The organism is Citrobacter sp. Cu096, assembly GCF_030332285.1.
Lineage (GTDB): Bacteria > Pseudomonadota > Gammaproteobacteria > Enterobacterales > Enterobacteriaceae > Citrobacter > Citrobacter meridianamericanus.
Genome location: NZ_JAOWID010000029.1, coordinates 179,245 through 192,018, shown reverse-complemented (window position 1 = coordinate 192,018; position 12,774 = coordinate 179,245). Strand labels below are relative to the sequence as shown.

The 12,774-nt window shown below is 49.8% G+C and carries 11 protein-coding genes and 1 tRNA gene; 10 read left to right on the top strand and 2 right to left on the bottom strand.

Annotated elements, in window-relative coordinates:
• The first annotated feature begins 2 nt into the window (after window positions 1-2).
• Window positions 3-1,520: a lysine--tRNA ligase gene (gene lysS / locus OGX99_RS13765; RefSeq protein ID WP_005123357.1), complete on the top strand. Its 1,518-nt coding sequence runs from the start codon at window positions 3-5 to the stop codon at window positions 1,518-1,520.
• A gap of 85 nt (window positions 1,521-1,605) precedes the next feature.
• On the opposite strand, the gene idi is transcribed toward lysS, so the two are convergent.
• Window positions 1,606-2,154: an isopentenyl-diphosphate Delta-isomerase gene (gene idi / locus OGX99_RS13760; protein ID WP_151224302.1), complete on the bottom strand. Its 549-nt coding sequence runs from the start codon at window positions 2,152-2,154 to the stop codon at window positions 1,606-1,608.
• Between the two features lie 166 nt (window positions 2,155-2,320).
• Between idi and actS the strand changes: the two genes are divergently transcribed.
• From actS to OGX99_RS13720, 8 genes are all read left to right on the top strand, one after another.
• On the top strand, window positions 2,321-3,079 hold the full coding sequence (actS, locus tag OGX99_RS13755; protein WP_187253165.1) for an amidase activator ActS: 759 nt from the start codon (window positions 2,321-2,323) through the stop codon (window positions 3,077-3,079).
• 79 nt (window positions 3,080-3,158) lie between these two features.
• Window positions 3,159-3,232: transfer RNA gene (locus OGX99_RS13750), tRNA-Gly, on the top strand.
• A gap of 150 nt (window positions 3,233-3,382) precedes the next feature.
• Window positions 3,383-3,733 (top strand): As(III)-sensing metalloregulatory transcriptional repressor ArsR, encoded by a 351-nt coding sequence (arsR, locus tag OGX99_RS13745; protein WP_151218314.1) that lies wholly within the window; start codon window positions 3,383-3,385, stop codon window positions 3,731-3,733.
• 47 nt (window positions 3,734-3,780) lie between these two features.
• On the top strand, window positions 3,781-4,143 hold the full coding sequence (gene arsD / locus OGX99_RS13740) for an arsenite efflux transporter metallochaperone ArsD (protein ID WP_000855179.1): 363 nt from the start codon (window positions 3,781-3,783) through the stop codon (window positions 4,141-4,143).
• 17 nt (window positions 4,144-4,160) lie between these two features.
• The gene (gene arsA, locus OGX99_RS13735) at window positions 4,161-5,912 is read left to right on the top strand and encodes an arsenite efflux transporter ATPase subunit ArsA (protein WP_286543898.1); all 1,752 of its coding nucleotides are present in this window, start codon (window positions 4,161-4,163) and stop codon (window positions 5,910-5,912) included.
• Between the two features lie 48 nt (window positions 5,913-5,960).
• The gene (gene arsB / locus OGX99_RS13730) at window positions 5,961-7,250 is read left to right on the top strand and encodes an arsenite efflux transporter membrane subunit ArsB (protein ID WP_187258960.1); all 1,290 of its coding nucleotides are present in this window, start codon (window positions 5,961-5,963) and stop codon (window positions 7,248-7,250) included.
• Between the two features lie 12 nt (window positions 7,251-7,262).
• Window positions 7,263-7,688 carry a glutaredoxin-dependent arsenate reductase gene (gene arsC, locus OGX99_RS13725; RefSeq protein WP_151224297.1) on the top strand — a complete coding sequence of 142 codons (426 nt, stop codon included), beginning with the start codon at window positions 7,263-7,265 and terminating at the stop codon, window positions 7,686-7,688.
• Window positions 7,689-8,080: 392 nt separating this feature from the next.
• A complete protein-coding gene (locus OGX99_RS13720) occupies window positions 8,081-8,797 on the top strand; it encodes a YebC/PmpR family DNA-binding transcriptional regulator (RefSeq protein ID WP_151218310.1) in 717 nt (238 codons plus the stop codon).
• A gap of 164 nt (window positions 8,798-8,961) precedes the next feature.
• Here the strand turns inward: OGX99_RS13720 and OGX99_RS13715 are convergent, their stop codons facing one another.
• Window positions 8,962-9,480: a GNAT family N-acetyltransferase gene (locus OGX99_RS13715; protein ID WP_286543895.1), complete on the bottom strand. Its 519-nt coding sequence runs from the start codon at window positions 9,478-9,480 to the stop codon at window positions 8,962-8,964.
• An 828-nt stretch (window positions 9,481-10,308) separates the two neighbouring features.
• Between OGX99_RS13715 and pgaA the strand changes: the two genes are divergently transcribed.
• Window positions 10,309-12,771, top strand: a complete 2,463-nt coding sequence (gene pgaA, locus OGX99_RS13710) for a poly-beta-1,6 N-acetyl-D-glucosamine export porin PgaA (protein WP_286543891.1) — start codon at window positions 10,309-10,311, stop codon at window positions 12,769-12,771.
• The last annotated feature ends 3 nt before the right edge of the window (window positions 12,772-12,774 follow it).

Sequence of the window (12,774 nt, the reverse complement as noted above, 5' to 3'; positions counted from 1 at the left end):
ACATGTCTGAACAACACGTACAGGGCGCTGACGCGGTAGCCGACCTTAACAATGAACTGAAAACGCGCCGTGAGAAGCTGGCGAGCCTGCGTGAGCAGGGGATCCCGTTCCCGAACGACTTCCGTCGCGATCATACCTCAGACCAACTGCATGCTGACTTCGATGCGAAAGAAAATGAAGAGCTGGAAGCGCTGAACATTGAGGTCTCCGTTGCTGGTCGTATGATGACCCGTCGTATTATGGGTAAAGCATCATTCGTTACGTTGCAGGACGTTGGCGGCCGCATTCAGCTGTACGTTGCTCGCGACGATCTGCCGGAAGGCGTTTACAACGAGCAGTTCAAAAAATGGGATCTGGGCGATATCCTCGGCGCGAAAGGTAAGTTGTTCAAGACCAAGACCGGTGAGCTGTCTATCCACTGCACCGAGCTGCGTCTGCTGACCAAAGCGTTGCGCCCGCTGCCGGACAAATTCCACGGTCTGCAGGATCAGGAAGCGCGCTATCGTCAACGCTACCTGGATCTCATCTCTAACGATGAATCCCGCAATACCTTTAAAGTGCGTTCACAGATTATGGCTGGCATCCGTCAGTTCATGGTTGGTCGCGGCTTTATGGAAGTCGAAACCCCAATGATGCAGGTAATCCCTGGCGGTGCGGCGGCGCGTCCGTTTATCACCCATCATAACGCGCTGGATCTGGACATGTACCTGCGTATCGCGCCGGAACTGTACCTCAAGCGTCTGGTGGTTGGTGGCTTCGAACGCGTATTCGAAATTAACCGTAACTTCCGTAACGAAGGCATCTCTGTTCGCCATAACCCTGAGTTCACCATGATGGAACTCTACATGGCTTATGCGGACTATAAAGATCTCATCGAACTCACCGAATCTCTGTTCCGTACGTTGGCGCAGAACGTTCTGGGAACGACGGAAGTGCCTTACGGCGAAGAAGTTTTCGACTTCGGTAAGCCGTTCGAAAAACTGACCATGCGCGAAGCGATTCAGAAATACCGTCCGGAAACTAATATGGCCGATCTGGATAACTTCGATTCTGCAAAAGCGATTGCTGAATCTATCGGCATCAAAGTTGAGAAGAGCTGGGGTCTGGGCCGTATCGTGACCGAGATTTTTGAAGAAGTTGCGGAAGCGCACCTGATTCAGCCGACCTTCATTACCGAGTACCCGGCAGAAGTTTCTCCACTGGCGCGTCGTAATGACGAAAATCCGGAAATCACCGATCGCTTCGAATTCTTTATCGGCGGACGTGAAATCGGTAACGGCTTCAGCGAGCTGAACGATGCAGAAGATCAAGCGCAGCGTTTCCAGGATCAGGTTAACGCTAAAGATGCGGGTGATGACGAAGCGATGTTCTACGACGAAGACTACGTTACCGCTCTGGAACACGGTCTGCCGCCGACTGCGGGCCTGGGTATTGGTATCGACCGTATGGTTATGCTGTTCACCAACAGCCACACCATTCGCGATGTGATCCTGTTCCCGGCGATGCGTCCGGTTAAGTAAGATGTGAAATGCCGAATGGCGGCTGATGCATTATCCGGCCTACGATCCGTTACGTAGGCCAGGTAAGCGTAGCGCCATCCGGCAATCAATTCCCGTTGGCAAACTTGCGCAGCAATTCTCGCGCCTTATTGTTTGCAACCTGCATTACCATCCACGGGCTAAAGGCCCATGGCGTCGCGTCAATCCCGCTTAAAACATCCTCAAGATTGCTCCATTGGTAATCCATCACTTCATCCGCGTTCGGCTGTAACTGACTGACGATGTGCGCGGTGTAAACCGGGCAGACTTCATTTTCCACTATTCCACTCGGATCCGTCGCGCAATAACGGAAATCAGGATAGACGGGTGTAAGATCGCTAATATCGGCACCCAGCTCGAAGCGAGCGCGGCGGACAATAGCCGCTTCGGTAGTTTCACCCAGCTGTGGGTGTCCGCAAACCGAATTGGTCCAGACGCCTGGCCAGGCTTTTTTGTGCAGCGACCGGCGGGTGACCAGCAGTTGACCTTGCTCGTTAAATATCCAGCATGAGAAAGCGGAGTGCAGGAGGGTTGCGGCGGTATGCGCCGTATACTTTTCCAGCGTTCCACAGGGTTGGTCCTGCTCGTTCAATAAAATGACATGTTCCTGTCGCATTGCGTCCACCCTCAATCTTAAGCACCCATATTATATGCTTAATTAAGGCATATTGATTAACTGAGGGTGTGAAATGCAAGGGCTGACGCTTCGTTGCGCGATATGATTTGGCATCCGGTTTCTGGCTGCTATGATAAAGCGTCTGGAAATGTTGCGAGGTATTGTTTTGAGTGCAGGACGCCTGAAGAAAAATAGCTTAAGTATCGTGATGCTGCTGTGTGTAGGTCTGCTGTTAGTAGGCTGTTCCGGTAGCAAGTCGTCTGATACAGGAAGTTATTCCGGCTCCCTATATACCGTGAAGCGGGGAGATACGCTATACCGTATTTCGCGCGCCACCGGTACCAGCGTGAAAGAGATCGCCCGCCTGAATAACATTCCACCGCCCTATACGATTGAAGTGGGGCAAAAGCTGAAGGTCAGCGGCGGTGCGAAAACCAGTTCAAGCTCTGGCAAAACAACCAAGAAATCCTCGACCAAAACGGCGGCGGTCAGACCGTCTTCATCTGTGCCGCAGTCATCCTGGCCGCCAGTGGGGCAACGCTGCTGGTTGTGGCCTGCCAGCGGTAAAGTGATTCTGCCTTATTCAACCGCGGACGGCGGTAATAAAGGTATTGATATCTCTGCTGCGCGCGGTACGCCGATTTATGCAGCAGGAGCCGGGAAGGTAGTTTATGTCGGGAATCAACTGCGGGGATACGGTAATCTCATTATGATTAAGCACAGTGAGGACTACATCACTGCGTATGCGCATAATGACACCATGCTGGTGAACAACGGCCAAAACGTGAAGGCCGGGCAAAAGATAGCGACAATGGGCAGCTCGGATGCGACGACAGTGCGGCTGCATTTCCAGATCCGCTATCGGGCAACAGCGATCGATCCGCTGCGTTATTTACCGCCGCAGGGCAGTAAACCAAAATGCTAACGGTGAATTAATCGCCAGTCAGACGGTCAGCCCCTTGCCAGGAAGAGCGTAAGGTTTATAATCCCTTACGCACTTCAAAGCGGGCGTAGTTCAATGGTAGAACGAGAGCTTCCCAAGCTCTATACGAGGGTTCGATTCCCTTCGCCCGCTCCAATTTCAGCTGTTCTAAAGTTCTATCATTTCTCCTGTATTCAGAAATCAATAGCAACCTTTTTTATTTCACTACATATATGTTTTTACGCATGTGATATTGATTTTGTTCCCCACTGGCGTATTCTGATCCGCAAACGAGCAGGGGGAATAATGTCGTTTACTTCCTTACAACTTTTCAAGAATCTGTCTGATGAAACCCGGCTGGGCATCGTATTATTGCTCAGGGAGATGGGAGAGCTGTGCGTGTGCGATCTCTGCACGGCGCTGGATCAGTCACAGCCCAAGATTTCCCGCCACCTGGCAATGCTACGGGAAAGTGGTCTATTGCTGGATCGCAAACAGGGCAAGTGGGTTCACTACCGCTTATCTCCGCATATTCCTTCCTGGGCCGCTCAGGTAATTGAGCAAGCCTGGTTAAGCCAACAGGACGACGTACAGGCCATCGCCCGTAAGCTGGCATCGGCAAACTGCTCTGGTAGCGGTAAGGCTGTTTGCATCTAAAAAATTTGCCTGAACATATATGATTTTTCAAATGTGAGGTATTCAGAATGAAAACGTTAACGGTGTTTGACCCGGCAATGTGCTGCAGTACCGGCGTATGTGGCTCAGATGTCGATCAGGTTCTGGTTGATTTTTCTGCTGATGTGCAGTGGCTGAAAGGACGTGGTGTACAGGTTGAACGTTACAACCTGGCGCAGCAGCCCATGAGCTTTGTTCAGAATGAGAAAGCGAAAGCATTCCTCGAAGCATCTGGGGCAGAAGGGCTTCCGTTACTGCTGTTAGACGGTGAAACGGTGATGGCTGGGCGATACCCAAAACGCGCTGAGCTGGCTCGCTGGTTCGGTATTCCGCTGGAGAAGGTAGGGTTAGCTCCCACCAGCTGTTGTGGTGGTAATACTTCCTGTTGCTGAATATGTCAGGGGGACATATGAAATTCTTACAGAACATCCCGCCTTACCTGTTCTTTACCGGCAAGGGAGGCGTAGGAAAAACGTCCATTTCCTGCGCGACGGCTGTCCGCCTTGCCGAACAGGGTAAGCGGGTTTTGCTGGTCAGTACCGATCCGGCCTCCAATGTCGGCCAGGTATTCGACCTGGCTATCGGTAACACCATTCGCCCTGTGACAGCAGTTCCTGGACTTTCCGCACTGGAGATTGATCCGCAGGAAGCCGCCCAGCAATACCGCGCCAGAATCGTTGATCCTATCAAAGGTCTTCTGCCTGATGACGTTGTTAACAGCATCAGCGAACAGCTTTCGGGGGCCTGTACCACTGAGATTGCGGCGTTCGATGAGTTCACTGGCTTATTGACAGACGCTTCCCTGCTGACCCGCTTCGATCACATCATTTTTGATACCGCACCGACGGGCCACACGATTCGTCTGCTCCAGCTTCCCGGAGCCTGGAGCAGCTTCATCGAAAGTAACCCGGACGGAGCTTCCTGCCTTGGCCCAATGGCCGGGTTGGAAAAGCAGCGAGAGCAGTATGCTCATGCGGTAGAGGCGTTATCCGATCCTGAACGTACCCGTCTGGTTCTGGTTGCACGACTGCAAAAATCTACGCTGCAGGAAGTCGCCCGCACCCATGAAGAACTGGCTGCTATTGGCCTGAAAAACCAGTACCTGGTAATTAATGGTGTGCTGCCCAAAGCAGAAGCTGAACATGACGCCCTGGCCGCTGCGATATGGCAACGGGAGCAGGAAGCACTGGCAAATCTTCCTGCCGGTTTATCCGGGCTACCGACAGATACCCTATTGCTCCAGGCAGTCAATATGGTTGGAGTGGCTGCATTGAAGGGACTGCTGGATACCCGTTCTGAGGTATTACCGTATCCTTCAACGAACGTCCAGTACACGTCTGAAAACCTATCGCTCTCTGGCCTGGTCGATGATATCGCTCGCAGTGAACACGGCCTGATTATGCTGATGGGCAAAGGTGGTGTAGGGAAAACCACGATGGCTGCGGCTATCGCCGTCAGGCTGGCAGACATGGGGTTTGACGTGCATCTCACGACCTCTGATCCTGCTGCGCACCTGAGTACAACGCTGAACGGTAGCCTCAAAAATCTTCAGGTCAGTAGAATCAATCCACATGATGAAACCGAACGCTATCGCCAACATGTCCTTGAGACGAAGGGAAAAGATCTGGACGAAGCAGGGAAACGGCTGCTCGAAGAAGATTTACGCTCTCCCTGTACTGAAGAAATTGCCGTGTTTCAGGCCTTTTCCCGCGTGATTCGTGAAGCGAGTAAGCGGTTTGTTGTTATGGATACCGCCCCTACGGGACACACGCTTTTGTTGCTGGATGCGACCGGGGCTTACCACCGAGAGATTGCCAAAAAAATGGGGAATAAAGGTCATTTTACTACCCCAATGATGCAGCTTCAGGATCCGGATAGAACCAAAGTTCTGCTGGTTACGCTCCCTGAAACCACACCAGTGCTGGAGGCGGCAAACCTGCAGGCTGACCTTGAAAGAGCGGGGATTCATCCGTGGGGCTGGATTATCAATAACAGTCTTTCCATTGCGGATACGCTTTCTCCGTTGCTTTGCCAGCGCGCCCGGCAGGAACTGCCTCAGATTGAGGCTGTCAAGAATCAGCACGCTGACCGTATAGCGCTTGTTCCGGTGCTGGCGTCAGAGCCCGCCGGTATTGAAAAGCTCAGAGAATTGATGCGTTAATTTTTTTGGTTAATACAGGGCGGCAACGTCGCCCTGTCAGGAGGCTTTATGTTACTGGCAGGCGCTATTTTTGTCCTGACCATTGTTTTGGTTATCTGGCAGCCGAAGGGATTAGGGATCGGCTGGAGCGCTACGCTGGGGGCGGTACTGGCGTTGATTTCTGGCGTTGTCCATTTAGGCGATATCCCGGTGGTTTGGAATATCGTCTGGAACGCGACGGCGACCTTTATTGCCGTGATTATTATCAGCCTGCTGCTTGATGAATCAGGCTTTTTCGAATGGGCGGCATTGCATGTTTCGCGCTGGGGTAACGGTCGTGGCCGTTTGCTCTTTACGTATATCGTTCTGCTTGGTGCAGCGGTGGCGGCACTGTTTGCCAACGATGGTGCGGCACTTATTCTGACGCCAATAGTCATCGCCATGCTACTGGCATTAGGGTTCAGCAAAGGCACGACACTGGCATTCGTCATGGCTGCCGGGTTTATTGCCGATACGGCCAGCTTGCCGCTTATCGTGTCGAACCTGGTGAATATCGTCTCGGCGGATTTCTTTGGTCTGGGATTCACCGAATATGCGTCGGTAATGGTGCCGGTGGATATTGCAGCCATTGTTGCCACACTGGTTATGCTGCATCTTTTCTTCCGCAAGGATATTCCACCGACTTACGACCTGGCTCTCCTGAAAGCACCGGCAAAAGCGATTAAAGATCTGGCAACCTTCAGAACCGGCTGGATTGTGTTGATTCTTCTGCTGGTTGGTTTTTTCGTCCTCGAGCCGCTGGGTATTCCCGTTAGCGCGATTGCGGCGGTTGGGGCTGTGATCCTGTTTGCGGTGGCGAAGCGAGGCCATGCCATTAACACCGGTAAAGTGTTACGTGGTGCGCCCTGGCAGATTGTTATCTTCTCGCTGGGGATGTATCTGGTGGTCTATGGCCTGCGCAACGCCGGGCTAACGGAATACCTCTCTTCTGTACTGAACGTATTGGCGGATAAAGGTCTCTGGGCTGCGACGTTGGGTACTGGCTTTCTGACGGCTTTCCTGTCTTCCATCATGAACAACATGCCTACCGTGCTGGTTGGTGCACTCTCTATTGATGGCAGCACCGCAACCGGTGTTATCAAAGAGGCGATGGTCTACGCCAACGTGATTGGCTGCGATCTGGGCCCGAAAATTACACCTATTGGTAGCCTGGCAACGCTGCTCTGGCTACATGTACTTTCACAGAAGAACATGACCATCACCTGGGGATACTATTTCCGCACCGGGATCATCATGACTCTACCTGTGCTGTTTGTAACGCTGGCCGCGCTGGCGATACGTCTCTCTTTCACTTTGTAATGAGATCCTGAAATGAACAACATCACCATTTATCACAACCCGGCCTGCGGTACGTCGCGTAATACATTGGAGATGATCCGCAATAGCGGTACTGAACCAACCGTTATTTATTACCTTGAGACTCCACCATCGCGCGATGAGCTGGTCAAACTTATTGCAGATATGGCGATCTCGGTACGGGCACTGCTGCGTAAAAATGTTGAGCCTTATGAACAACTTGGTCTTGCCGAAGATAACTTCACTGACGACCAGTTAATTGACTTTATGCTGCAGCATCCGATCCTGATTAACCGTCCCATCGTGGTGACACCGCTGGGAACGAAACTGTGCCGTCCTTCTGAAGTTGTTCTGGATATCCTTCCAGAAGCCCAGAAAGGGGCTTTCGCTAAGGAAGATGGCGAGAAAGTCGTTGATGAAGCAGGTAAACGAGTGCGATAGCAATAGGATAATAAATGCTCTGGTTTTAAGCGTAAATCAGAGCAAATTTCTACTATGATAGAAATTATATTCTGGTGATGTTCAGATGATTTGAATGGTCTGGATAGCATTTATTTTGTTTTTCAACGTTCTATACCTTAATAGTAGTAAATTATATTTTTAGAGAAAACTTGCGTAAAAGTCTATTATGATTTTTATCCGTATTTAGCACTTTGATCATCAACCTTCCAACAACAATTACTATTGTTAAAATTAAAGTAACATCTCGTAAGTTTTTAATGTTTTTATTTCTCATGGACGAAGATTTCAACACCATGGTATAATATGGCGGGAAAACATACAGGTTAATAACTTGTCAGTAATGTAAATAAATTTTCGAGGGGATTATTCCAGTGGGACGTAAATGGGCCAACATTGTTGCAAAAAAAACCGCTAAAGACGGTGCAACGTCTAACGTATATGCAAAATTCGGTGTAGAAATCTATGCTGCTGCTAAACAAGGTGAACCAGACCCAGAATCAAACTCAGCTTTAAAATTCGTTATTGAACGTGCGAAACAAGCCCAGGTTCCAAAGCACGTAATTGATAAAGCCATTGATAAAGCTAAAGGCGGCAGCGATGAAACGTTTGTGCAAGGGCGTTATGAAGGCTTTGGACCCAATGGCTCAATGATTATTGCTGAAACGCTGACTTCCAATGTTAACCGTACCATTGCTAATGTTCGCAACATTTTCAATAAAAAAGGTGGGAATATCGGCGCGGCAGGTTCTGTCAGCTATATGTTCGACAATACTGGCGTGATTGTTTTTGAAGGAACAGACCCTGACCGTATTTTTGAAATTTTGCTTGAAGCTGAAGTTGAAGTGCGCGATGTAACCGAAGAAGAAGGAAATATCGTTATTTATACTGAGTCTACAGATCTTCACAAAGGAATTGCAGCACTAAAAGCAGCTGGCATTACCGAATTCTCTACAACAGAATTAGAAATGATTGCTCAATCAGAAATTGAGCTTTCACCAGAAGATTTAGAAATCTTTGCAGGACTTGTTGATGCCCTTGAAGATGACGATGATGTCCAAAAAGTATATCATAACGTTGCAAATCTCTAATTTTAAATTAAAAGAGTCTGCCATTATGGCAGACTCTTTTAATCTCAATATTTGTTATAAAAAGGTATAGCCAACCAGATACACCTGGAACGGCTTTAAGCAAGCTGATTCCCGGCGTAGTATCACCAGAATAATCAACTACTATCATTCTTCCGTCAGGCTCGCTATCCGCCAGGCTGGTGGATACCTTCACCCAGGCTGCGTTGAAGTAAAACCGTGTCGAGCCAGCGTCCATGTTTGAAGCCAATGTTCTTCAGCGTGCCGATTTCCGTGAACCCAGCCTGCTGATGGACCTTCAGCGAACCCTGATTATTGCTATCACCGACGATGGCAATCAACTGCCGGTAACCCTGCGTTTCGGCCCAGTCAATGACATGGCTTAGCAACGCTTTTCCTGCCCCCTGGCGCTGTGCTGTCGGGTCAATGTAAATCGAATCTTCGAGGGTATAGCGGTAGGCATAACGCTCACGGTAGCGGGTGAGATAGCAATACCCGATGAGCTTTTCTTCTTGTAGCGCGACCACCCACGGCAATCCCAGGCTGCGGATTTTTTCCAGGCGTGCCTGCATTTCGCGCAAATCCGGTGGGTCTGTTTCAAAGCTGCCTGTACCGTGAATAACATGATGGGCGTAAATATCGCGTATGGCGGGGATATGCTTTTCTTCTGCGTTAACGATTTTCATTGACCAGCTCCCATTGGCATCTTTATCCAGATTACCTGAAAGTCAGGAGGAGAGGGTAAGTGCAAAAAATTATGCTTCTATTTGCTTTTTCAATGTAAATAGTCTTATAGATTGTAGGGAATAAAAATCGATTGCGGTTGATGCTGTCAATAATACGCAAGGTTGGTAAATACAATAACGAGCAAAACCATGTACAACTCTTCGCGCGCGTATTCTGCCGGATATCAAAATACTAATTATGGTAGGTTTCAATCATGAGTTAAGAAGTTATTTGATTTCATTGCATTTTTACTGTACTTAGTCCTGCAAGTGACTGTACCTGTATTTTCATTTCATTGACTATGTCTGCTACTTAAAATTAAGTTATATTGTCTACATTGTTGTCTTTACTGTTATCGGAGTCATTATTATCAGAATTTTCTCTATCCGCACATAATAGTTACCGTGCAAACAGTTGCGCAGTGTAGCTATGCTAACCAGCAATAGTTATCATCGTCACAAGGCTTCGTTTCGCAAACTTAATCTAAATCCAGTATTCAATACCAGGTGGATTAGGATAATTTGACCTAAAATACTTTTTTTGCCCAAGAGTATTCTTGTTGCGTAGAAACAACAGGCACTGAATGATAAAATCCCTGGGTTTATACCTCCTTTCCAAGGATTAGAGGATGGGGTGTGGATAGTCAATAAGACGAAAGAATTAATTGCTTCATAACCCTATTACGAAATAAGCGGCAGTGCATCTTACATGGTCGACAACTGTCAGTGAATGACCGTAACTTATTGAAAACGCTTATTTTTACTATGATGTAAGATATAAGGGCAGATATGTTAAGTATGCGTCGACATGCCAATTTTATTAAACGTTTAAAGTCTGTTAGCTGTTTATTTACGGCAAGCGTACTTTTCCCGATGCAAATCTCCGCAGCGGTATCTGATTATGACGATTTGGTTATTAAAGCTCGGGGAGGTAATAGTGCACCGTTATTGCATTATCTTGAGGATCAGGGAAAGAAAAGCGCGCTAACGCCAAATCAGGTTGCCGACTGGCTGCAGGTTTCCGGTTGGGTTGATAACAACGATAAAAACACCATTGAAATCTGGCTGCAGTATCGTGGGCAGATGGATGTGCCTGCCCGAGGGAAAGTTGCTGCCGCGCGCGCGTATCGTAATCTGAAGAACTGGAATGATTCGTTAGCGGTGTGGAATAGCGTTTTACAGGAAGAGCCTGACAACGTTGATGTACGTACCGGCTGGATAATGACGTTAGCGGATGCTCGCTACAATCAGCAAGCGCTTACTGAAGCGAACAAATGGGCGCAGGCGCATCCGGGGGCTGATTCCGACGCGCTACTTGCCTATGTATATCACTCTCAGGGGAAAAATTGGGACGCGCTGTTGGTTGCCAGCCAGGCGGATGACGTTGAGCCGGGCAACAAAAATGCGCAATCTACGCTGCTGTCTGCGCTGTCAGCAAACCGCGTTTCCGGACCCGCTTTAAATATGGCGGAAGTCGTACCCACGGCGGATCCTGTAAAGCGTCGCCTTGAGCTCGATGCGGCCGCCGAAATGGTGCGTTCTTCCTATACCTCCGCACGTAATGAAGAAGAACGATTCATCGTGGCGGACAAAGCGCTGGCCCGTTATGACCAGTTGCTGACGGCCTGGAAGGATGAACCGTCCGCACAGAATGATGTTCGTCGGGCGAGAATTGACCGCATGGGCGCCCTTCTGGTACGTAAACGAACTTCTGAAGTGATTAAGGAATACGAATCACTGTCTGCGAGCGGCGAAGTGCCAAACTATGCTAAACGCTGGGTAGCATCGGCATGGTTAAGTGAACGCCAGCCGGAAAAAACCGAAGCGATGCTGATGAGCATCTACTACCCCAATGGACCGATTCCTGTGACGCCGCTCGGTCCTGAGGATCAGCAGGATCTGTTCTACGCCCATATTGATAACGAAAACTTTGATGCTGCTAAAAAACAGGTCGAAAACTTAATCAAAGAGAGTCCGTACCTGCGACGCATCTATGGTTCGCCAACGCCGCAGCCGAACGATAACTGGCTGCTCGGGCAGTCGCTGCTGACGCAATACCATATCGCTGCTAATGAACTACCAGAGGCAGAAAAGCTCTCAGAGCATCTGGCGCGAACCGGCTCTGGTAACCAGGGGCTGCGCATATCCTATGCCTCTGTTCTTGAAGCACGTGGCTTGCCGCATGCGGCAGAGAAAGAGCTGAAGCTGGCGGAAGTGATCGAGCCAAGCAACCTTGAGCTGGAGCGTCAACAGGCTTACGTGGCATTGGATCTCCAGGAGTGGAAGCAGGCCGATGAACTAACGGATGACGTTATCGCCCGTAGCCCGGATGATGAAGCGACTCTGCGCCTCGCGCGTATTCGTGATGTTCACAAAATGTCGGAAGTGCGCATTAGCGGCACGCAGGGGATTTCGTCCGATAGCCCAGTCAGCGGTAAGAATGATTTCAACATCAATACGGCTATTTACAGCCCGCCAATTAACGACAACTGGCGACTGTTTACCGGATTCAACTTTGCTACCGGTGAATTTGAAGAAGGGAAGGGAATCAGCCGCGATCTGGCGGCTGGCGCAGAATGGACTTCCCGTGATTACTGGGCGGAAATGGAAGTGTCTGGCCGAAATTATGGCGATGGTCAGAAGATTGGTGGCCGTCTTTCCGGCTGGCATGACTTCAATGACAACTGGCGCGTAGGCGGTTCGGCCGAGCGCTTATCGCGTAATACGCCACTGCGTGCGCTGCGTAGCGGCGTGTATACCAACGGCGGAGATATGTTTGTCCGCTGGTATCAAAACGAACGACGTGAATATCAACTGTCGTTTGCCGCCTCACATTTCTCGGACGGTAACGATCGTATCGAATACGGACTCAGCGGAAAAGAGCGCATCTGGACGACGCCGCGCTTCACGCTGGACTTTACTCCGGGCATCGGCGGGAGCACCAACACCAAAGAAAATGTGCCGTATTACAACCCGAAGAGTGATTTTTCCGTGGTACCCGGTCTGAGCGCTGAGCAGGTTCTTTACCGCCACTATGACACAGTGTGGACGCAGCAAGGCCTGGCTGGCGTGGGCGGCTATTGGCAGCAAGGCCAGGACGCAGGCGCTATTGTTCAGGTGGGATACGGACAACGACTCAAATGGAACAACGTCGTAGATGGCGGGGTGATGCTGATTTGGGATAAACGCCCCTACGACGGTAAACGTGAGCGGAATATCTCCCTCGCTTTCGATTTAAATGTCAGGTTTTAAGGA